This window comes from Sphingobacterium sp. UBA6645 (assembly GCF_002455685.1).
In the GTDB taxonomy this organism is placed as follows: domain Bacteria; phylum Bacteroidota; class Bacteroidia; order Sphingobacteriales; family Sphingobacteriaceae; genus Sphingobacterium; species Sphingobacterium hotanense.
This window is the reverse complement of record NZ_DKLH01000087.1, coordinates 71,058-93,778: the sequence shown is the minus strand read 5'-3', so window position 1 is coordinate 93,778 and position 22,721 is coordinate 71,058. Positions and strand designations below refer to the sequence as shown.

Annotated in this window: 19 protein-coding genes; 10 read left to right on the top strand and 9 right to left on the bottom strand. The window is 39.2% G+C overall.

Annotated elements, in window-relative coordinates:
- Nucleotides 1-285: 285 nt before the first annotated feature.
- From B2400_RS16210 to B2400_RS16185, 6 genes are read left to right on the top strand one after another with little or no spacing between them, the layout of a single operon-like run.
- Nucleotides 286-948 (top strand): MarR family winged helix-turn-helix transcriptional regulator, encoded by a 663-nt coding sequence (locus B2400_RS16210; RefSeq protein WP_286652390.1) that lies wholly within the window; start codon nucleotides 286-288, stop codon nucleotides 946-948.
- Entirely contained in the window at nucleotides 945-2,426 is a 1,482-nt protein-coding gene (locus B2400_RS16205) for a phytoene desaturase family protein (protein ID WP_286652391.1), read from the top strand. The genes B2400_RS16210 and B2400_RS16205 overlap by 4 nt, the downstream gene beginning before the upstream one ends.
- Complete coding sequence (locus B2400_RS16200) at nucleotides 2,423-3,259, top strand: phytoene/squalene synthase family protein (RefSeq protein ID WP_293934956.1); 837 nt, start codon at nucleotides 2,423-2,425, stop codon at nucleotides 3,257-3,259. Before B2400_RS16205 ends, B2400_RS16200 begins: the two co-directional genes overlap by 4 nt.
- Nucleotides 3,260-3,318: 59 nt before the next feature.
- A complete protein-coding gene (locus tag B2400_RS16195; protein WP_293934953.1) occupies nucleotides 3,319-3,708 on the top strand; it encodes a hypothetical protein in 390 nt (129 codons plus the stop codon).
- A 50-nt stretch (nucleotides 3,709-3,758) separates the two neighbouring features.
- The gene (locus B2400_RS16190; RefSeq protein ID WP_293934951.1) at nucleotides 3,759-4,220 is read left to right on the top strand and encodes a sterol desaturase family protein; all 462 of its coding nucleotides are present in this window, start codon (nucleotides 3,759-3,761) and stop codon (nucleotides 4,218-4,220) included.
- Nucleotides 4,220-4,912: a lycopene cyclase domain-containing protein gene (locus B2400_RS16185; protein WP_293934949.1), complete on the top strand. Its 693-nt coding sequence runs from the start codon at nucleotides 4,220-4,222 to the stop codon at nucleotides 4,910-4,912. Before B2400_RS16190 ends, B2400_RS16185 begins: the two co-directional genes overlap by 1 nt.
- Here B2400_RS16185 and B2400_RS16180 read toward each other — a convergent pair.
- The 5 genes from B2400_RS16180 to B2400_RS16160 all read right to left on the bottom strand — a co-directional run bounded on the left by B2400_RS16180 (nucleotide 4,883) and on the right by B2400_RS16160 (nucleotide 9,928).
- Entirely contained in the window at nucleotides 4,883-5,878 is a 996-nt protein-coding gene (locus B2400_RS16180; protein WP_286652395.1) for a tetratricopeptide repeat protein, read from the bottom strand. The two genes, B2400_RS16185 and B2400_RS16180, sit on opposite strands and share 30 nt — an antisense overlap.
- 142 nt (nucleotides 5,879-6,020) lie before the next feature.
- The gene (locus B2400_RS16175; RefSeq protein WP_286652396.1) at nucleotides 6,021-6,488 is read right to left on the bottom strand and encodes a hypothetical protein; all 468 of its coding nucleotides are present in this window, start codon (nucleotides 6,486-6,488) and stop codon (nucleotides 6,021-6,023) included.
- 53 nt (nucleotides 6,489-6,541) lie between these two features.
- The gene (locus B2400_RS16170) at nucleotides 6,542-7,231 is read right to left on the bottom strand and encodes an SOS response-associated peptidase (protein WP_293934945.1); all 690 of its coding nucleotides are present in this window, start codon (nucleotides 7,229-7,231) and stop codon (nucleotides 6,542-6,544) included.
- Nucleotides 7,232-7,306: 75 nt separating this feature from the next.
- A complete protein-coding gene (gene nhaA / locus B2400_RS16165) occupies nucleotides 7,307-8,482 on the bottom strand; it encodes a Na+/H+ antiporter NhaA (protein ID WP_293934942.1) in 1,176 nt (391 codons plus the stop codon).
- A gap of 3 nt (nucleotides 8,483-8,485) precedes the next feature.
- Entirely contained in the window at nucleotides 8,486-9,928 is a 1,443-nt protein-coding gene (locus B2400_RS16160; protein ID WP_293934940.1) for an alanine/glycine:cation symporter family protein, read from the bottom strand.
- Between the two features lie 411 nt (nucleotides 9,929-10,339).
- Between B2400_RS16160 and B2400_RS16155 the strand changes: the two genes are divergently transcribed.
- Nucleotides 10,340-11,188: a mechanosensitive ion channel family protein gene (locus B2400_RS16155; protein WP_149526133.1), complete on the top strand. Its 849-nt coding sequence runs from the start codon at nucleotides 10,340-10,342 to the stop codon at nucleotides 11,186-11,188.
- A 12-nt stretch (nucleotides 11,189-11,200) separates the two neighbouring features.
- Here B2400_RS16155 and B2400_RS16150 read toward each other — a convergent pair whose 3' ends face one another.
- The 3 genes from B2400_RS16150 to B2400_RS16140 form a co-directional block, all read right to left on the bottom strand.
- Nucleotides 11,201-11,617: a hypothetical protein gene (locus B2400_RS16150; RefSeq protein WP_293934937.1), complete on the bottom strand. Its 417-nt coding sequence runs from the start codon at nucleotides 11,615-11,617 to the stop codon at nucleotides 11,201-11,203.
- A 63-nt stretch (nucleotides 11,618-11,680) separates the two neighbouring features.
- Nucleotides 11,681-12,202 carry a WG repeat-containing protein gene (locus B2400_RS16145; RefSeq protein WP_293934934.1) on the bottom strand — a complete coding sequence of 174 codons (522 nt, stop codon included), beginning with the start codon at nucleotides 12,200-12,202 and terminating at the stop codon, nucleotides 11,681-11,683.
- 229 nt (nucleotides 12,203-12,431) lie between these two features.
- On the bottom strand, nucleotides 12,432-14,180 hold the full coding sequence (locus tag B2400_RS16140; RefSeq protein ID WP_293934932.1) for a hypothetical protein: 1,749 nt from the start codon (nucleotides 14,178-14,180) through the stop codon (nucleotides 12,432-12,434).
- A 335-nt stretch (nucleotides 14,181-14,515) separates the two neighbouring features.
- Here B2400_RS16140 and B2400_RS16135 point away from each other — a divergent pair, with 335 nt between their 5' ends.
- A complete protein-coding gene (locus B2400_RS16135) occupies nucleotides 14,516-15,154 on the top strand; it encodes a DUF6266 family protein (RefSeq protein ID WP_293934929.1) in 639 nt (212 codons plus the stop codon).
- A gap of 478 nt (nucleotides 15,155-15,632) precedes the next feature.
- Here B2400_RS16135 and B2400_RS16130 read toward each other — a convergent pair whose 3' ends face one another.
- Nucleotides 15,633-17,708, bottom strand: coding sequence for an alpha/beta hydrolase family protein (locus B2400_RS16130; protein WP_293934927.1), 2,076 nt, complete (start codon nucleotides 17,706-17,708; stop codon nucleotides 15,633-15,635).
- A gap of 207 nt (nucleotides 17,709-17,915) precedes the next feature.
- Here B2400_RS16130 and B2400_RS16125 point away from each other — a divergent pair, with 207 nt between their 5' ends.
- Together B2400_RS16125 and B2400_RS16120 are read left to right on the top strand one after the other, a co-directional pair.
- Complete coding sequence (locus B2400_RS16125; RefSeq protein WP_293934924.1) at nucleotides 17,916-20,990, top strand: SusC/RagA family TonB-linked outer membrane protein; 3,075 nt, start codon at nucleotides 17,916-17,918, stop codon at nucleotides 20,988-20,990.
- Nucleotides 20,991-21,001: 11 nt separating this feature from the next.
- The gene (locus tag B2400_RS16120; protein WP_149526124.1) at nucleotides 21,002-22,687 is read left to right on the top strand and encodes a RagB/SusD family nutrient uptake outer membrane protein; all 1,686 of its coding nucleotides are present in this window, start codon (nucleotides 21,002-21,004) and stop codon (nucleotides 22,685-22,687) included.
- Nucleotides 22,688-22,721: the final 34 nt, after the last annotated feature.

Here is a 22,721-nt window from a genome sequence, read left to right as displayed (position 1 = left end):
TAATACCATATATCTTCTATTAAGTATTTATTCATCAATTACTCTCTGTTTAAACCAAAGGTTCAAAACAAAATTCCCTTTCTAAACCAAAGGTTCAAAACAATCTATCCTGCCATGTATAAACAAAAGGTTTAATAATAACTTTCCATTCGTTACTAAATCAAATGTTTAAAATAAAAGACATACTCTAATATCAAAAATCTTACATCTAACATCTAAAATAAATAGTTTTATAATATGCTTTATTTGAATTTTTATAGTATATTTACATACTATTATTACGAAATGAAATACAATATTTTAAAAGATATGATTGCGCTTCTTGAGGATTTTGAAGCGGAGAGTCAGTTGGATGAAATATATACAAAGGATACAGAGGGGTTTATTGACTGGCTTAAGAATCGGTATGCAAAGGATAGCGATGCGCTGGAGGTCGACTGGGAAGGGAAGGAGAAGGGCAGAAGTGCGGAAAGTGTTATCAACACTTTGCTAGTTCATATGGGGCGATATGCAAAGAGTTATTCCAAGTCTGCGATTCATGGGTCGGGCTTTACGTCACAGGACGATTTTATCTATTTGATTACGTTGAAATCCTTTGGTGAGATGACGAAGATGGATTTGATTAAGAAAAATGTGCATGAGAAGCCGAGCGGGATACAGATTATCAATCGACTGATTGCGCAGGGCTGGGTGGAACAATTTAATTCGTCGACAGATAGAAGGAGTAAAGTGTTAAGGATTAGTGAGCAGGGTTTATCGGTGTTGGAGCAGCAGATGGACAAGATACGTATGGCTTCGGATATCGTGACGGGGAACCTCACGAGTAGTGAAAAGTTGGAGCTGATCCGTTTGCTGGAGAAGCTGGATGTATTTCATTTGGCTATTTATGATAAGCAGATTGAGAGTGAGCATTTATTAGAAGAAGGAGTTAAAAGTAAAAAACGATGAGGAGAAAGGTTGCCATCATAGGTTCTGGTTTTTCAGGTTTGTCTGCCGCTGCGTATGCTGCGAAAGCGGGCTTTGATGTTCACGTTTATGAGCGCCATGATCAACCCGGTGGCCGTGCCAGGCAATTTTCTACTGATGAGGGTTTTGTTTTTGATATGGGCCCAAGCTGGTATTGGATGCCTGATATTATTGACGGATTTTTTGCTGACTTTGGCTATCAAACATCTGATTTTTATCAGTTGGTTTCTTTGAACCCGCAGTTTGAGATGATATTTTCTGCTGCAAATATGCGGATACCAAGGGATTTTGAGGATATGGTTGAACTGTTCGAAGCTAGGGAAGCGGGGGCAGGTCTGCAATTGCGTAAGTTTATGGAATCCGCGAAATTTAAGTATGAAATTGGGATGAAGGAATTCGTAAATAAACCTTCACACAGCTGGCTGGAATTTATGTCGCCAAAGATTGCGAAGAATTCACTAAAACTGGACTTATTGTCGAACTTCCGAAATTATGTTGCCCGTTATTTCAAATGTGCAGAACTGAGGACCTTAATGGAATTTCCGGTTATTTTTCTTGGCGCCTCACCCAAAGACATACCTGCTCTGTATAGCTTGATGAATTATGGTGGCTACGCATTGGGAACCCATTATCCTATTGGTGGATTTTATCAGCTTGTTCGAGCGATGTGCGTCGTGGCGGAGAAGCAGGGGGCAACTTTTCATTTTAATAAGCAAGTGGAGGAGATTCAGGTCGAAGGAAATAGAGTCAGCGCTTTAAGGATTGATGGTGTTTTAGAGCAATTTGATGTGGTTATTGCATCATCAGATTATCATCATACGGAAACTTTATTGCCAAAGCCGTATCGAAATTATACGGAAGAGTATTGGAAGTCGAGAACTTTCGCACCTTCGAGCCTGATTTATTATTTAGGAATTGATGAGCGTATTCCTAACTTAACGCATCACAGTTTGTTTTTTGAGAACGCGTTAGATGATCATATTTCCTGCATCTATGATGATGTGAAATGGCCGGACAAGCCCTTATTCTACGCATGTTGCCCGTCAAAGACGGATCCACATGTTGCGCCGGCAGGCAAGGAGAACTTATTCCTTTTGATGCCACTCGCGATCGATATTAGCGATCCGGAAGACAAACGCGAGCATTATCTGCGAGCGATGTTGAAGCGATTAGAGCGGCATACCGGCACTCATGATCTTTATTCTAAGATTATTTATAAGCGAAGTTATTGTGTGTCGGACTTTAAGCGAGATTATCACGCTTATGGTGGCAATGCTTACGGCTTAGCCAATACGTTGCAACAAACCGCCGTCTGGAAGCCTAAAATTCGAAATAAGCGACTTCCGAATTTATTCTATACGGGGCAACTAACGGTTCCCGGTCCAGGTGTACCACCTGCCATTATTTCGGGTCGGATTGTAGCCAATGAGATTATAAAACTAAAAAACAGCACTATATGAAACAGAAATTTGACGAGCTATCCTTCAGCATCAGTGAGGTGATTACCAAAAAGTATAGTACGAGTTTTTCTTTAGGGATTCTAGCTTTAAAGCAGACGATTCGCCCAGCGATTTATGCGATTTATGGTTATGTGCGCCTGGCGGATGAAATCGTCGATAGTTTTCATGGTTATGACAAGGAGAAGTTGCTGAGGCGATTAAAGATTGAAACTCAACATGCAATTGAGGACGGTATTTCCATCAACCCCATTTTACAATCTTTTCAGGAAACTGTAAACCGTTACAAGATTGATCAGGATCTGATCGACCAGTTCCTGCACAGCATGGAGATGGACCTACAGCAGGTAGATTATAATTCGGATTTGTATAAGGAATACATTTATGGTTCAGCAGAGGTCGTGGGCTTGATGTGTCTACAAGTGTTTACGGAGGGGAATAAGGAAAAATATAATGAGCTGAAGCCTTATGCCATGAAGTTGGGATCGGCGTTTCAAAAGATTAATTTCCTGCGGGACCTAAAAGATGATTACCATATTTTGGGACGCACTTATTTTCCCAACATCGATATGCAAGTTTTCGACAATCAGGTGAAGGTGCAGATCGAACAGGAGATACATGCAGAATTTAAGGAAGCACTAATCGGAATTAAAAAACTCCCCAGTTCGGCTATGTTCGGAGTATACTTAGCATATAAATATTATCTCTCCTTATTTAAAAAAATTCGGAGTAAATCCTCTTCTGAGATATTAAATAAGCGTATTCGTGTACCGAATTCGGAAAAAGCTTATGTTGCTTTGAAATGCTACGTTCGATATAAATCAGCTTGGTTATGATCAAGCACACGTTTCTGTTTGTTTTTTTGCTTTCTACGGTGTTTTGCTTGGGTAATGATTTGTCGGACGTAAGATTGAACTATAAGCGATGCATTGCTGATAAGGAACTTTGCAGGCGGCTAATTGTTAAACTGGAGGGTTCTAAGAATCCCACACCGATTGAGTTAGCGTATTTAGGCGGTTTGAAGACGATTTGGGCAAATCATGTGTTTAGTCCTATTGCTAAGTTGAGCACCTTTAAGGAAGGACGTAAAGACATTGAGCGAGCCATTCGTCAAGATCCCAAGAATCCGGAATTGCGCTTTGTTCGCTTGTCTATTCAGAAGAATGCTCCTTCATTCTTAGGCTATAAATCGAATATTGCTGAGGATCGTCGATTTATCCAAGAGAATTGGGGAGCCTTTGAGCCCGATATGCCAATAGCCGATGTTAAGGCACTAATAGATTAAGTTTGGACGTTTTAGAAAATTAATGTGTTTTACTTTTATTATCTGTCGATATGCTAAATATTTTAATTACCCTTTTGACTTTTATCTTGATGGAAGGCGCAACTTGGCTGATCCATAAGTATGTGATGCATGGCTTTTTATGGGTTTTACATCGGGACCATCATGATCACAGCTCGGACGGGGCTTTTGAACGAAATGATTATTTCTTTGTGATTTTTGCTATCCCATCCATTGCATTGATGTATTTTGGATCCTTAGAAGGATACAATTATCTGTTCTTTATAGGTTTAGGCATTATGCTATATGGGATGGCCTATTTCTTTGTACATGATATTTTTATTCATCAGCGCCTGAAGGTTCTTAGTAAAAGTGAAAATCGTTATTTTCTGGCTTTACGACGAGCGCATAAGCAACATCATAAGCATATTGGGAAAGAAGACGGCGAGTGTTTTGGGTTTCTTTATGTACCCATGAAATATTTTAAAATGTATTTTAAATCGGAGAAAGCATAATGAGCTATACCTATCTATTGATATTATTCTTTACAATTATCATCTGTTTTCTTGCTTCCTTCGATCGGCGGATCCGTTTTGATCGTCATTTCTGGTCTTTCTTGAAGGCTTCAATCATCGTCGCCATTCCATTTATAGCTTGGGATGTTTGGTTCACAGCACATGGCGTTTGGTGGTTCAATACAGATTATACCATTGGTCTGAACGTTGCTGGTCTTCCTATTGAAGAATGGCTATTTTTTATATGCATACCATTTTCCTGCATTTTTACATACTACTGTATTGAAAAGTTCTTTAATCTATCTTGGCTCCTAGGCTTTAATAATCTCATTGTCTTTGTAACCGTGATTGTTTGCGTGCTGATGGCTCTGCTTCATTACGATAAAATATATACCTTAGTAACGGCTATTGCTACGTTGGGTACATTAATTTATTTGCATTTCGTGGCTCGTGTTGACTGGATTGCGAAGGCATCTTTTGTATTCAGTATTTTGATGCTGGGTTTTTTTCCTGTTAATGGTGTTTTGACAGGTACAGGTTTAGAAAGTCCGATTGTGAACTATAATCCTGGCGATTTCCTAGGTGTCCGGATGCTCACTATTCCTATCGAGGATGCTGTTTATGGTTATACGCAATTTCTGTTAGTACTTTATTTCTTTAAGTTATTTAGCCTTAGGGCTAAAGTATCTTAAGTAGTTTCGTATTTTGAAATTAGTTTCATCGCCCAGTATTCGGAATGTTTTGTCTGCCTTTTCTAATTGGTTAGTTGCGAGATAAGAGACTCCTAGATGTATGATATAATCTTCATAAAACAGGCCTGTAAATCTTTTCTTATCGAATTCTATGTTCAAACCTTTTTCATATTCTTGAATTGCTTTTTCAAATTCATTTTGCGCATACCAATCGTCGCCGCTCAGATAGTGATTATAGACCTTTTTCGTAGGTTCGTCAAATGATTTGTACATTTTGAAAAATTGAAAAGGGGTAGAAACAAGTAATGTTTTGCCGGTATTGTTTCTATAAAACTGGTTTGCGGCGAATACTGCTTTTCTGACTTCGGCTTCCATCTTCTTGTCGTTGATGCCTTCGATGAGAATGTCGCTGATGAAATTGTCGGGACTTAATAAAAAGTCTATCGTAAATTGAAAATTTCCGGACGTCTTCTTCTTAAGTAGTGGGGAATTTGCGATGACATAGAATTGCAATTCTTTGACATCCGGATGTTGGAAGCTGACGTCGGAAAGTTTATTCATTTCATAAACCTCTGTAGACAAGTTTGGTACCCTCTTTTCTTTAAATTCAGGATATTTGTTGATGAAATCTGTGTGTTTGAGAAGGCATAGCTTTTTGTTGGATCCGGATTCAATGAGGATCAAGTAGTCATCGCTGAACCCATATTTTAAAGTTCTGGTACCTAACTGGATTTCACTACTACCAATAAACCTCGCTGGTTGCTCATAGCCTTGAATCTCGATCATATGAGGTGAAATGACATAAATAGCTTCGGTAGAGAATTGTATGTCATTGATCGGTAGTAAGGAATTATCTTCAGATAAGACAATGTCCAGGACCCATTTACCCAACAGTTTTTCGGTTTGGGCATGACTCGGGCTAATAAATTGCAGGGTCAAAAAGAGGGATAATAATAATGGCTTCATAACTAATCCGTGTTCACGGGAATTTGCCTACAAATTAAGGATATCTATTGTAATTTTCATTTTAATCTCTTTATATTCCGAATATCACTACATTTTAAAGAGTGTAGGCAAGGAACTTACTCGTGTTGATGCATGATTTAGTTTATCTCTCTTCCTTTTGCCAGGTGATTTCGCCTCGTTTAATCATCTCCGTATATTTCCTTAGATGTGCTTCAGTGACACTGCGCGTAGGGTCGTCTAGGTGGTATTCAAATTGACGCGTAAAGCGATCGTAATTGATACTCGCTATATATCTATTATTGTCGTATATATGCCATAGTCCACCTTTTTTACTTCTGATTTCGACGACATGTCTTTCCCCATCGAGGTAGAATAAGTCTTTTATAGTCCAATCAAAACGCAAGATTAAAGCATCGATAATGGCTTGTTTTATATCTTCATCGAGGTATCCATATGCACATTTCCATTCACCCTGTTCTTTGCGAAAGATATACAGGGATAAACCGTCTTTTCCTGTTAGGTTATAGTCGCGCATCCCCAAACCTCTATCGTTAACAGATAGCTGTGCATACATGACACGGTTGCGACAGTGGATTTCTAAGGGTTTCATTTTGACAAATTACTAAATTTTTTAGTAATTTATCAAAATGAATTTTACAGAAATTAGATAGCATTTTGTATATCAGGTCGATCTGTATCTTCTCCACGCGCAGCTGTCACACGGTATGTTTGATGAGCCGCTAATTCTCCTGCGTAAGGTTTCATTAGCTGTTGGATTTCGTTTTTCCCATTAGCATATAACCACGCATCTCTTTCCTGAGGCGAGATAATCAATGGCATTCGTTTTTTTTCGTTATGTATTTCTTCGAGTAAGGGGTTCGCAGGCGTTGTAATAATTGAAAAGGTGGGGTAGCGCTCTCCGGTTTCTTGGTCGGTAAAGTCGGAGAATACAATACCGAGTGTAAAAATCTCTTTATTTGGTTTGTAAATGAAATAGTTTTCTGTTTCTTTCTGGCCTCTGACTTTATGAGGCTCGTAGAATCCATTAACGTAGAGTATGCCTCTGTTTTTATTAATGTAATTTTTATAGGAAGCTTTTTCGAATATCGATTCGGATTCTGCATTGAGCGTATTGGCATATTTCGCGGCATCTGCTTCCGTTTTTACCCAGAAGGGGATTAGCTTCCATTTTGCCTCTCGAATGCTATCGTAGTCGCTATTTAATGTAACTGGCAGATTTGGTCGGGCGAATCCCGACACATGGTAAATCTCTTTTCCTCGATAACTGATTTTTTTATCAGGGAATTGCTGCGTCAATTGTTGATTACTGGGGGTGGCAGAATGGTAGCACATAGCAGAATTTTAAGTACTAGTTTTGAAGCTATAATATTTAATCTTTCTAAAATGTTTTGAATTGAATTAATTCGTCTATGACTGATTTTTTACTGAGCTAGCGCGTAATATGATAAATCCAAGTACGCCTGCTAAAAGTGATGTTATTAAGATAGCAAGCTTAGCTTCTGCAATGTGTGTTTCAGACTCGAACGATAGTAGCGCAATGAAAATAGACATGGTGAATCCAATTCCGGCCAATAGACCCACTCCGAGAATATGACGCCAGTTGGCATTTTCTGGAAGCTCACTCAATTTCAATTTACGGCATAGAAATGCGATCAGTATAATACCGATTGGCTTACCAAGGATCAGTCCTAATGCGATTCCCAATCCCAAGGAGGATGTTAAGCCTTGAATCATAGTGTTTTCCAATGTTATATTGGTATTTGCGAAAGCAAAAATTGGAATTATCAAAAGATTTACGGGTTTCACTAGGGCATGTTCCAATCGTTCAAGTGGCGATTCCACATCGGTGTCGTTTGTAGGTATAGTCATAGCAACCAGCACTCCAGCAATGGTAGCATGGATTCCGGAATGATGGATGAAATACCAAATAAAAACGCCTGGCAAGAGATACAAATAAGGGTTTTGGATGTTCATTCTATTCATAGCGAGTAAAACAATCATTCCAATCGCTGCGTAAATTAAATAGGTCGTCTCGATCCCTGAAGAGTAGAAGAAAGCAATGACAAGAATCGCGATTAAATCGTCGACAATCGCCAATGCCGCGAGGAATATTTTAAGGCTGGCAGGAATTCTATTTCCTAGCAAATTAATTACAGCGAGTGCAAAAGCAATATCTGTTGCCATTGGAATTCCCCAACCGGATGAAGTTTCCGATCCAGCGTTCAGGCTTAAATACAGAATTGCCGGAACTGCAGCTCCCCCGATTGCACATAAGATTGGCAACGATGCCTTTTTTGGAGATGAAAGCTCACCTTCGACAATCTCTCGTTTGATTTCCAATCCAACCATGAGGAAGAAAATTGCCATTAATCCATCGTTTATCCATAAAAGTATGGAGTATCGGAGATGAATTGACTCATTTTCAAATCCTAGTTGATGGTCGAGGATGTTCTGCAATGCTGGTGCTAGTGGCGAATTTGCTAGAATTAGTGAGACAATTACCGCTAAGAAAAGTAAAATACCCCCGGCATTACTCGAACGCAGGAAATCTTTGAAAACATGGAGATTGATAAGCTTTTGCATATATTATTTTTTAATTTTATCCCAAAAAGGGATGTTTGGAATCTTCATGGATTGATTGTCAAATATGGGGTTATGTCCTTGGCTTTTTTGAAAAGCAAAATCTTTTTCCATTAGTACAACCTTCTGGTATAGCAGAATGATCGCTATGATATTTAACCATGCCATTAATCCGACGCCGATATCGCCGAGTTGCCAGGCAGTTGAAGCAGTAGTTACACAGCCTTGATATACAGATAATAACATCAGTATTCTCAAGCTCCAGGTTGCCAGATTATTTTTACTCTTCCAAAATAGAAAGTTGACATTGGTTTCGGCAATGTAATAATATGCCATTATGGTGGTGAATGCGAAAAACGTTAGTGCAATAGCGACAAATGAACTACCGATCATAGGAAAATGCTGGGAAACTGCCATCTGTGTGAATGCTGGTCCCGCCTCGATGCTGGGTAAATTTTGCACGATGAAAGAACCATCCGGGTGCTCGACATTGTACTGCCCGGTAAATAGTATCATGAGGGCGGTTGCAGTGCACACGAAGAGGGTATCGACATACACGGAGAAACCTTGAACGAGCCCTTGTTTAAATGGATGGTCGACTTCTGCTGCTGCGGCGGCATGAGGCGCTGTTCCTTGGCCGGCTTCATTGCTGTAGATGCCACGCTTAACACCCCAAGATATGGCGGTACCTACGATTCCTCCAAATGTTGCGTCCAAACTGAATGCCGATCGAAATATTAATGAAAATACGGAAGGAATTTGATCATAGTTCATAGCGATGATAACAAAGGCCATGAGAATATAAGCCCCAGCCATGAACGGGACGACCAATTCGGACACTTTACTGATTCTTTTTACCCCTCCAATAATAATCAATCCTAAAAGAGTCATGAGAACAAGCGCTGTGAGTACTCCTGATGTTCCAAAAGCCGTGTTTACCGCTACAGCAATACTGTTAGATTGCACACTGGGGAGAAGGAAGCCGGTACTGACAATGGTGACGATTGCAAATATTATTGCGAACGTTTTATTATTTAACCCATACCGAATATAATATGCCGGCCCACCTCTATATTGTCCATTAATTTCTTTTTTATATAGTTGTCCCAATGTTGCTTCTACGATAGCTGAAGCACTTCCAAGAAAGGCTATTGCCCACATCCAAAATATTGCGCCAGGTCCTCCCATGCCGATCGCTGTGGCGACTCCCGCGATGTTTCCCGTTCCAACGCGGCCAGAAATGGCAAGTGAAAATGCTTGAAATGAGGAGATTCCTTTGTCAGACGCTTTGCTATTGAACAGAAGACTTATCATTTCTCTAAGATAGCGTAGTTGAGGAAGTCTAAACCTAATAGAAAAGTAGGTTCCTGTTAATAAACAGAGATATACTAGGATGTCTGACCAGACAATGTTATAAACTATATCAACGATTTTCTTCAATAATTCCATAGGCGATTGCCGCAAAATATAAAAAGAAGTGCTTTGACTTGGGAATTATTGCATAGATTTTATCTATATAGTTACATTACAGAAATAATCATGATGTTTCCTATTCCTAGACATTTCATTGCAATGGGTTTTTAGTTCGACACTTTTATTGATTAGATGTTCTTTAATTTTGCTTATTAGTTTATTTTCGGTAGTTTTGTACCACATTAATTATTAATAGGCAGAATTAATCCTTGATTCTGTCAGATTAATATTCACAGCAATCGGTTTTGATGATCCAACGATTCAACATTTCCTTTAGATTTTTTCTATTCCTATAGTTGTGGAAATATGCTGGTGAAGTTGTTGGTCATGAAAATCAAAAGCTGTTTTATTTATTTAAACTTTTCGCGTATATAAAATTAAGATTTGATGCAGGTAGAAAACTTGGAAAATGTAGAAGGAAAGATTGAGAAATTTATTGACAGTGCTATTGGATATGCTCCGATATTGATTAGTTCGATAATATCAGCCGGATTGGTTTTGTTTTTGGGGCTCTGGCTGATACGATTGGTTCGGAAGCTTGTTGATAAGATTTTTGTACGTCGCGACATTGATCCTAGCATCAGGACATTTTTAGGGAACTTGATTAACTGGGTTTTAAAGGTTATGCTATTTATCGTAGTCGTTAGCCAGTTAGGGGTTCAAACTTCTACCTTTATTGCTGTAATCGGTGCTGCTGGTTTGGCAATTGGTATGTCCTTGCAGGGCTCGCTGTCCAACTTTGCGGGGGGCGTATTGATCCTTTTGTTTAAACCTTTTAGGGTTGGCGATTATATTTCTTCCTCTACAGGTGTGGATGGTACGGTAAAAGTGATTGATATTTTTAATACAAGACTTGTGACGCCCCAAAATCAGCTTGTGGTTATCCCTAATGGCGAGCTCTCCAACAGTAATATCACAAATTACACTGAGCTTGGGACACGAAGAACTTGGTTTGATATTGGTGTTTCTTATGATGCTGACCTGCGTAAAGCGAAAAGCATACTGTTGGATTGTATACGAAGCAATGAATTTGCATTTACTGATCCCGAGCCTGCGGTAGTGGTGACAAGTTTGGGCGATAGTGCCATAAACCTATCCGTTCGCGTTACGACGAGTAACGAGAATTTTTGGACGATGCAGGAGCAGTTAATCATTAGTTGTAAAGAAGCCTTAGATAAAGCTGGGATCGAAATTCCTTTTCCACAAACGGATATCCACATTAAGAAAAGTTCATAAGATAAATCGACATCATTCGGTCTTGATTCCCTTTTCTAGATAGTTCAAAATTTCGTTTAAAGGAATACTGAAGACGCCGGCTTTGTTTTCGTCGTAAGCAGATTTCCATCGGACATAGCCAAACTCGTAGTCTGGCATGGCGCAACGATCATTTTTTAAGTGAGTGATGCTGGCGAGTACAGCTTCTTGGGAAAGCGGAAGGTGGGAAATATATTCTACAAATCCGGATGTAGTATGTGCAGTAGCAAGTTGGACTCCTGAAACATGAATATGAACGATGAAGTCATCTTCTTCGGGCTCTATTTTTACGATTATTAATGTTGAGTCTTCTTCATTTTTGCGTGTATGATAATGCCATTCCTGGCCGACCCGATATTCGATTAGATGGTTTTCCCGGTCTGCTTTATTGAATATTGAAAATAACCCCATAATTTTTGGTAATGCCGTTAATTTAGATCAGAAGTGATTTTTTATTTTGCGATGCTTCGGTTGTTAATCCATAAATTCATCGGATTCAGCAAATTTAGCGAAGTCGTTAATTCTTATTAGTTTTCCTTTCCTATTGAAAATATACCCATTTTTATCTTTTGTTGCCAGAATTTCACCGTCTGCGATGAAATCTATTCCTCGATATTCAATCGGAATAATCACTTTTCCCTCTTTATTGATGAGCCCCCAAGTACCACCCAGCCTTCCGATGAGTTCACTAAATTCAGCTCCTTGATTAACTTTGGCTAAACCTTCATAAAAGGACTCTGCATTGTCATATTTTAATGGAATTTTGACTATTCCTTTTTTATCAATAAAACCAAATTTGTTATTCTTCATCACCAAAGCGAGATCGTCTGAAAAATCTTCGGCTCTGTCATATTCAGCTTGGATGACAATCTTGCCCTGAGCATTTTCGAATGCATATTTTTCATTTGCTTCTACTACACTGAGTTCTTGAGCGATTGAATACGAGGTAAGAAGCATAAAAGAAATGGATAGGATAGTCTTGATAATAGTGTTCATAAAGTTTATAACGTTGGGTTATTTGTAGAATGATTTCTATTTAGATGATCGTTTCAACAATGCATCGAGCCAAATGTAAATGTATCGTGCAACCCAAAAAATAGCTAGTTCTAGGTATTTGATGAATATTAACGGCCCGATCGCAGGAAGGATTATAAAAAAGAGCCGTTATTGCAACGGCTCTTCGATGTTAATTGTTAAAGGAAGACAAAATTATATAGGATGCTTATTATTTACTTTTCACACATCGTATTGGGAATCGACTGTCTCGACGTGGTCTGACATCGTCGTTTTCTAATTCTGTATGTACGTATCTTTGTGATAGGAAATTGAAGCGTTTGTCGCTATTTTCATTTAGTGTTAAGAAGGTTGGCGGCGCATATAGATAGCTTCTCAACTCCATAGGGACACCATAGAGTCCACCTGTCGGGTTTGGTTCTTGTGCGTCGGAAGCATGGTAGATAACATCAAAATTTCGGAATGTAGAGATATCCGGTTCCGATTGCGGGATGTTGTTAGTTACAGCACCACGTAATCCACCACCGGCAAAGAATTTGAGCTTTGCTGGCTGTCCGGAATAAGTGTCTGTTCCTGTGAAATAAATATATCCTGCTGCGTCTTTTGTGTTGGTCAATGACGAACCTGTTCCATTAGGTTGTGTACCATTTAAAATGGAATTCTCGACACCACTTTCGCTGACTACTATTGGATTACCCAAGCTTTCAAAGTCAGCCAATGTTGGCATTCTCCATAAACCGCCTTCTATTAATCGGCAAGGATCATTGAGTGGAAGTTGAATTGCCGGCGTTTCTGCTTGAAATGTAGTATTCATTGCCGGTAGTAAAACTGATTCAGGGGATGCGTAATTCCAGTAATCTGTTAACTTGTAATCATATCCTGTTTCTTCAGGATTGTTTCTGTTGGAGTAGATCCCGTTGTTATACGTTAAGTTTCCTTTTGCCCAAATCAAGTCACCGACAATGATTCCTGAGGTTACAAAAGTTATGGTCAAGTTGTATTGATAGCCAGGCTTCAAGATGAAATTATCTACTGTTATGTCTGTTTTACGCGTTCCTCCCGCGTTCAAGGAACTAATCACTAAGGCATAGGGTGTTGAGCTGCCGTTGTAATAAATTAAGGGAGCACTGCTGAGTTTACTTTGACCTAAATTAGAGAATATAAAGTTTCTTGATTGCGCGGTACTCGTAGGTGTAAAACTACCATCATCGAGCTTAATGTTCAATAATTGACTATAATGGCCACCGATTTTTGCGCCAATTTCCGTGATAGGTCCGATTGTAGAGGCATCAACGGTTGTCGTAATTTGGCTCAATTTATTTTTCAGTATTAAATTGATATTGTTTTGTCCTGTTGTAGTCGTTACGGTTTGTTTTACATGGAGCCACGCGTCATTGTTGGTGTTTGTTAACGTGAGACTAGAGAGTATAACAGTGCTAGCGGAGAGTGCTGTGCTCGGCGCTGCCCCTGGGTCCCTTTCATTTCCGAGGGAATAAGCAATAAAGGTGTACTGTGTATTTCCATCGAGGATGAAGTTACCTGCGGAAGCTTCGGACCCTGCAGTAAATAGTTTTTGATCTTTATATGATCCGTTTGAATTATATACTACGACGCGATAAACCATTCCTGTAGGAACTGGGACGATCGTTGTTGCGCGGTTTTTTTTTACGGTCGTTAGCTCTGCCCGAAGAAGCTTGCCGTCGGCCAATGGTATCTCGATAACTTGGTTGTCAGGGCTGTTTACTTGTGAAGGCAATGCTCTACTCTTGTTGTCTTCCTCTTCGTATTTCATGCCGATGTTAACACTTACTTCGGCGTCTCCTGGCGATCCGTTGAAATCGTTTTTTGTGCACGAAAATAAGATTGATGTGATCAGTAGGTAACAGCTAATTTGTATTAAACTGTAAACTCTGGTTGCTGTTATTTGATTCATATAATGCTGTGTGTAATTTGTATTCATGTTTTCTTTTGAAGAGAAGCTAATGCTTCATATAGCGCATGGCTTTTCCTGCTCGTAAAGTTGTGTTTGTTTTAGTTAATAACAAATGACAACAATCATTTTATTTAATTATTAAAACTATAATAAACTATATAGAGATAATATAATGTTTAAATTAAGTTATTGGTTTAGTTTGGCGGTTCGCTGTGCCATTTATGTTCATTTTTTGCTGTAATGTCTCACTTTGTTCCATTTCAAAAAAGTTGTTTTTGAGCTTGTTATGTTTGCTCTCGATATCAGTAACAAGAGTTGGTCAGCATGCGGACCATTTGGTTTAATTAAAAAAAATAGAAAACATGGCAAGAATTTTTAGTGGAATTTTAGGCGACTTTCAAGGAAAAGTCGGAAATGTGATTGGTAGTAGATGGAGAGGAATCTCATACATTCTTTCATTACCAAGTCCCTCGGGGAAAGAACCTAGCGAAAAGCAATTGGCAGTACGTTTGAAATTCGGTTTAGCATCAGCGTTTGTTCACCCGATTCGTTCAATTGTTAACCTTGGGTTTATGGATACTAAGATTACCGACTCAACGGCTGCAGCAAATCTGATAGGATCGATTATAAATACTGCAATTATTGGTACTTATCCGGAATTGAAAATCGATTATAGCAAAGTTATCCTCAGTAAAGGAGGCGTTCCTTCCTTGAAGGGTCTGGGGGTGACCGCAAATAGTCCGTCTGAGTTCATTTTAAGTTGGGCATTCACAGCAGGTCGGTTCAGTGGAAAAGGTTCGGATAAGGTATTAGCTGTCGTATATGACGATTTGAAGAAAGAGTATCTGGTAGTGGAGGATGCAACGCGAGTTTCGAAACAGACTAAGATTAGCATCACGGAACATATGACAAGTGATAGCTTACATGTTTGGGTGTTTTGTATTGAAGAAAGCACGAACGAGGTATCCGACAGCCAATATATGTTGTTAAAGCGTTCTTAGGTTTTACTGAAGCAAAAGCGTAACAAACGATAATAGACATTAAATTAATTAATCGAGTGGCGAAGCTACTCTTACAAAAGCATGTTATGAGACAAACATTAGAGCATATTTGATTCGTTGTAAAGATGATATTGAAATCTTCAGCGAAATTCCCGGACCGATTGATTCGGATCGGCAAGTACGTCGATTTCAGTATGGCGGTTCTTCTTCAACTGTTAGAATTAATTGAAAAAGATAAGCGGGATAAGGGGCCAAAAAACAGGGGTTTTGGACTGGTATAAATCGGTCTCCTTAGGGACCCTTGGAGGCACAGCCTGTTCGTTTTGGTTTAGTTTAACCTTAAACGATTTATTCAGCAGCGTTGTTCTGACCGTCATTGGTTCTTTAATAAGCTTTCTATTAAGCCTTTTAATAAGCAGACTAATGAAAAAGTAAGAAAAAAGGCACCTACGGGTGCCTTTTAATATGTATGTCAATTTTAATTGAGCTTGACCTTACTTTTTGATTTTTGCGTTGTTTTGATCGAAGTTATTTTTCCTTGGACTTCTGCAATGTCCGATTGCGAAAGCGGATCTCCAGCGATATCACGAAGATTGTACATACGAATATCGGCAGGTGCTAATGCGGCAGCGAGGGTTAGATCTCCCCAATTGATGATACTTGGAATGTGAATAGCTTGGCTGTAAAAACTATCTAATCTGGCTTTCCGAACAAGATAACTGATTGGCGAATCGTAAGTTTCAACTTCGTCAATTTGATTGTTTAGGGCCGCCGCTAGAATAGAGGCGACACCCAATTCCTTGTTGCCATGAATATGGATTTCTTGCGCATTGAATTTTTGCTTTACAAAGTTTGCCAGGTGCGCTATTTGCTCAGTCCAAATACCCATCATATTCCGTCCCAACCAGTGTTGCGAGCGGGAGAGGGTATGATGCTTTGGTAATCCATTGTCGAATTTTTGACCAACGGAGGTACTATTAATTCCTAGTCCGGTAAGATCTGCTAGAACGACAGCAAAGCCTTGGTCACGGTATTTTCGCACGCTGTCATTTAGTTGGCCTTTTGGTATCTCTGCTGCGAATATGAGCTTAAATTTCTTTGCTTTTGAAGGGTTGCTGATTAATGCAAGTAGTTCATTTCCATTTGGAAATTTGATATCATATCGATCCCATGTATCGTTGATGCTAGCCTTTGTGCTCTCATATCGAGTTGGACTTGTGAGATCAATTTGAAGTTGCTTTTGAAGTTGTAAAAGATGCTGTTCTCGATTTATTTTTTTAGGATCGAAGTTGTTCAGTATATCTTTTGCTGTTTGTTGGCAATAGTCTTGCGTACTTAGTACTTCTGGCAAACGCTTTCCTTGGTCGAATACCTGGAGGGTTTCTTGGCTAAGTGTTGAGAGCGAAGCGTGGTTTGTGTTTTTTGTTGCCGTTTTATCGAGTAGATTTTCGTTGAACCATGAAATCATCGCGCGACGCTGCTCTGCCCAATATCCGTGTGTGGTGTTGAACAGTTGATAAGAGAAATTTGTTTCTGCGTTGTGTAGCTTGTAAATCTGATTTGCTGTTCGATATGATCTAAACATTTCGCTTGGGAAGAAGGCTTTATTGCTATCATGAAGGGCATTGAATAAGCTAAGCTTTCGAGGAGCTATCAATCCGAGAATCTCAGATTCCTCAAGGAATGTGAGTCCATCGGGAAGCAATTCGCAAATACAATTGGCATTCATCACATAGGATTCAAAGGTGCCTACGGAAACGACAGGTACGGCGGCTTTAATCCGTTCGTCGACTGCTGTAATCCACATGGTTTGGTTGCCACCGCCACTTGCACCGGTCGCTCCGATCAAGTTTTTATCTACATAGGATAGGGACTCGAGCAGGTCAATGGCACGCAGGTTATCAGTTATTTGCATGCCCATTAGGGTTTCACCTAAATCAATTAAATGGCCTCCCATGTGAGAACCATGATATTCAAAATTAAGATGTTCCGTGGATCGTTCGCCGGCGCCCCATGGATCGACGAGCAATGCAACATAGCCATTCTTGGCGAGATCTTGACCTACAAGTTGGTAGTTGTCATAGAACTTTCCATTTCTGGAATGGCCCATCATGACAAGCACCGCAGGGAATGGTCCGTTGCCATCTGGTATATAAAGATTGGCAGTAGTAAGCGAATTAGGACGAGTTTGGAAGGTGATATTCTTGAGCTCAAACCCTTCGAGTTTGGTGGTTTTGTGTTCGGTATATTTTAGTGGTAGATCGTGAAATCGTTTATAGTTGGTCTTTTCTTGAATAAACTGATTGATGGCATTTTTACGAGTTTGCCACTGTTGTATGTTTTGCGGCGCTATGAACTTTTTAAATTGCTTGGCAGCTTCGAGTTTTAGGCCGTTGGCCAAGACGTCTACATCAGAATCATTGACGATTGTCGGGATGCTGTCGTTGTTCTTTGACATGTTGATTGGGTTGGAGGGTGGGTGGATGGAACTAGTGAAAATTAATGCTGAAGTTCCAAACATAAACAATGAAGGTATTCTTGTGAATATTCTCATAATCTATCGGTTATTAGGTGAGTAAATAGGTGATTTACAATACAAGGTTATCGTTTTTTTTGTCGCTTTTAAAATAAATCGTCGATAACGCTATCGGTAATAAATTCAAGATGTCTAGTCAAGTTCTCGACATTAAATATTTAATATTGTAGAAGGTAGATGCTTCTACACAGGTGTTTACACTAAATCGCCAAATAAACATAAATTATGAGAAAAATCAACTTAGTACTTATTGTACCACTTTTGACATTCTCATTTAAATCAAATGCAGTACATGATTTTCCTGCTGGATCCAATGTTTCAAAATTGAGACATTGGATCCAGCAGAATGTTCAAGGGACTGTTACTGCATTAGATACAAATGAGCCATTAGTTGGTGTTACAGTTTCTTTGAAAGGTAAGCAAGGAAGTGCAGTAACAAATTCCGAAGGGAAATTCACAATTTCTGCAGAGCGTGGAGATGTTCTTATTTTTTCTATGTTAAATTTTGTCAAACAGGAAATCGTCATCGATGACCAGATCCAACGCCTTAGTATTAAGCTAGAACGTTCAAGTGAAGGTCTTGATGAGGTTGTGGTTGTGGGATATGGCGTGCAGAAGAAGGCTACACTTACCGGTTCAGTGGCATCGGTCCAAGGGGATGTGTTGAAACGAAGTCCGGCGGTAAGTGTTACAAATTCTCTTGCCGGTTTAATGCCAGGTTTAGTTGCGACGAATCGTTCTGGAGAACCTGGAAGCGATGTTTCATCTTTACTCATCCGAGGTGTAAATACCACTGGAAGTACTAGTCCGTTAGTGGTTGTTGATGGGATTCAGAATCCTCCAGGTTGGCAGAGAATTAATCAAAATGACATTGAATCAGTCAATATATTAAAGGATGCATCGGCTGCTATTTATGGTGCTCAAGCGGCCAATGGAGTCATTCTAATCACAACAAAGCGTGGCAAGTCCGGAAAGCCGATAATTAACTACTCAATGAATATGGGCTTAAATCAACCTACTAGGACTCCGAAATTGGCAAATTCAGCTCTTTTTGCAGAGTATGTTAATGATTTACTAGTTCAAGGAGGTCAGAGTCCGCGATATACTGAGGAAGAAATAGCAAAGTTTAAAAGTGGGTCTGATCCGAACTATCCAAACATCGATTGGTTTCAAGAAGTTCTCAAAAACATTTCAACTCAGCAGATTCACAACTTGAATTTGCGCGGAGGTAGTGAGAAAGTTAGATATTCGATTTCTGGCTCTTATACTAATCAGAACAGTATTTTCAAAAAAGGAATACACGACTATGATGGATTTACCGTTCGGTCAAACATTGACGCGGATGTAACTAATAATTTTACTGTCTCTGTAGATTTAAATTCAGTTTATAATAACAGGATTCGTCCAGGGACTCAAGATGCGTGGTATTGGTTGAACGCTTTGCCTTTCGTCCCTGTTTACTATGAGAATGGCTTGCCTTCCGCTGGGATCGAAAATGGATACAATCCCGCCGTAATGGTAACTGATGCTGCCGGAAAGAATACTCTAAATGATAAAAACTACAATATTAAAGGAGGATTCAACTGGAAAATTCTAAAAGTTGAAGGTTTGGAGCTAAATGGCTATTTGGTTTACACCGATGGTTATGCATATGACAAGCGCTGGAGAACTCCATGGACGGTATACAATTACGATCGATCTACTGATGAATATATTCCCATGACAGGCGGCGCTATTGTTTCTCCTGATTTGGCAATTCGTACGGACAAAACTGACGGGATTTTTTACAATCTCAAATTAAGTTATACTAGAACGTTTAAAGATCATTTTATAAGCGCCTTTATCGCAGGAGAGCAGTCAAGTTCTAAATCAAATTATCAACGCACGTTTAGAAGAAATTTCTTGTCGACTTCCATTGATGAAATGTTCGCTGGTGATCCAGCAACTCAAGAGTCGGATGGAATGTCTTACGATTTTGGTCGGCAAAGTTTATTTGGACGGGTGAGTTACAATTACAAGGAAAAATATTTAATTGATTTTAATGCCCGATATGACGGCTCGTTTGCTTTTGCGCCGAAAAAACGTTTTGGTTTCTTTCCAGGGCTTTCTGTGGCATGGATTGCTTCTAAAGACCTATTTCCAGAATCCGAAATAATCAATGAATTGAAAGTTAGAGGTTCAGTGGGGCAACTTGGTAATGATGCAATAAATCCATATCAGTATTTGGCTTCATACAATTTAGGATTGCAATATGGATATCATTTTGGACAAACTCCCAAGTCAAGTTTAGGAGCAGTGCCAAATGTTACACCAAATCCTGATATTACTTGGGAAGTCGCTACAATTTCAAATATCGGCTTAGATGCGTCTTTCATGAATCGGGCTTTTGAGTTGACTTTCGATGTTTTCAAGCAAAAGAGGTCTAATATTCTTGCACTACGTGTTTTAGAAATCCCCGCATATACATCTTTATCGTTGCCAACGGAAAATATTGGCGAGGTGGAGAATACTGGGATTGAAACTAGTTTAAAATATAACCGTTTTGCATCCGATGACTTTAAGTTTTCAGTAGGCGGGAATTTTGGATTTTCGAAAAATAAGGTGCTAAGCCTTAGTGAAGCGGATAATGTTCCTGCTTACCAAAAAGCGGAGGGAAAATTAGTTGGTGCAGACCTGTTTTATCAAGCAACTGGTATTTTCAGAACAGAGGAAGAGCTCGCAAATTCGCCAATTTTTCCTGGCTCAAAAGTTGGGGACCTACGGTATAAAGACGTCAATGAGAATGGGATAATTGATGCAGGAGACCGTGTTAGGATGGACCGATCTAACATACCTCAAATAACATTCGGATTAAACGCTAATCTCCAATACAAGAATTTTTCGATGTTCATAAATTTCGCAGGACAGGCAAAAGCTTGGCAATACTTTCATCAAAATGCCAGGATTGCAGTTAATGGATTAGAAGACCTCATTGCGAATCGTTGGCAGCCAGGTAGCTTAGATTCTAAATATCCGAGGATCCCGACATTAAGTGAGCCGGGAGAACCAAGTGGATTGAAGAGTACCTTCTGGTTGCAAAATGCATCATTTGTTAGGCTTAAGACTTTAGAATTGGGATATGATCTGGATCCCATCCTAGTTTCGAAACTAAAAATGAGTAGTGCTCGAATCTTTGTAAATGGAAATAATCTATTTACAATTTCAGAGATAAAGTGGTATGATCCAGAAGGTTCTTCTGATAGAGGCACATTCTATCCACAGAGTAAAGTGTTTAATTTAGGTTTAAGTGTCGGATTTTAAGAGATAGAGTTATGAAAATTGAAATATTAAAGAATACTTGGAAGTATTTATTCATGTTTTTTACATGTTTGTCAACAATATCCTGTGATTTTGATGTACTTGACACGGTACCTAGCGATCGTTATAGCGAAGACGCTATTTGGGATGATCCTGCTCTAATTGAAACATATGTATCTAGTACATATCGCTCGCTACCTAATGGATTTAGGTATAGTTTTTACAATTTATCCGTTATGGTCGACGAATTGAATGCCAGAAACAATTCTTGGCTTTATGCTTATTGGGGCGGAAATTTGACAGCGGATAATTTGGGAATTGCAAATTATTGGAGTAGTGTGCCGACAGGTACAAATACAAATCAAAACTATTGGACGACTATCAACCGTACAAATATCTTCTTTCAAAATATTGAGAGAGAACGAAGTAAAGAGATGGTTCAGGAAACTAAGGATCGAATGCTAGGTGAAATGAAAGTAATGCGTGCGAAGTGTTATTTTGAGCTGATTAGTCTATTCGGTGGAGTTCCACTAATTACTAAACCATTTAAATTGAACGATGACTTCAAATTAAAGCGTAATACGTATGACGAAATAATGTCCTTTCTTTTAAAGGAAATTGAGGAGGCTATCGAGCTATTGCCATTGGATTATGACGCCGCTAATAAGGGGCGAATTACGAAAGGTGCTGCCATGGCTTTAAAATCCCGCGCATTACTTTATCGCGCGAGCCCCTTGAATAACACGAAAAACGATCGATCAATGTGGGAAGCTGCAGCAAATGCAGCAAAAGATGTTATTGATTTGAAGAAATACAGTTTATTTAGAGACTATAGAACTTACTTTCTAGAAGAGAATATATATAATTCCGAAGCTATTTGGCAACGTCCATTTAATCAGTTGATTAGCCCAGAGGCAGTTTATTTGGAATTAGCATCTTATCCAAATGGGTATAACGGCTTTGGTCAAATTCATCCTTTACAGAATTTAGTTGATGATTTCGAGACAATTCGTGGATTGCTACCAGAGAATGACCCTCTATTTAATGATCAAGATCCATACAAAGATCGCGACCCTCGGTTTTATGCTACCATTTTGCACGATGGGATGATGTGGAAAGGTCGTGAAGTAGAAACTTTTTTACCAGGTGGTAAAGATTCAAATGAGGGATCAGTGTCCCCTTGGAATGCATCGGAAACAGGTTATTATCCAAGGAAGTTTGTAAACGAGCGTATCAATAATCCGAGCTCTACAAATATGTCTCAAACTCCTTGGACCTTTTTTCGGTATGCTGAGATACTACTGAATTATGCTGAAGCAAATTATTTTTTGGGAAATGAAGCCGTAGCTCGTGAATATTTGAACTTTGTAAGAGCTCGCGAAAGCGTTAATATGCCAGCAATACCGTCTAACGTCACTGGAAAAGCACTGTTTGATCGCATTGTAAATGAAAGACGAGTTGAATTGGTCTTTGAAATGCACAGATGGTATGATGTCAGACGTTGGAAGATCGCTCCAGAAGTTTTAAATACAGATTTTTTGAGAATGGATATCCGCAGGGACCCTACTACGGGTAAGAAGACTTACAAGAAAGTGGTATGGAAAAAAGCTGTATTTACAGACAAAGATTATTTACTTCCTGTGCCACAAGATGAATTGGATAAAAATGAATTATTGACGCAAAATCCTGGGTATAATTAGGCAAAGATAATTAAATGAAAGGCGGCAATAAGGG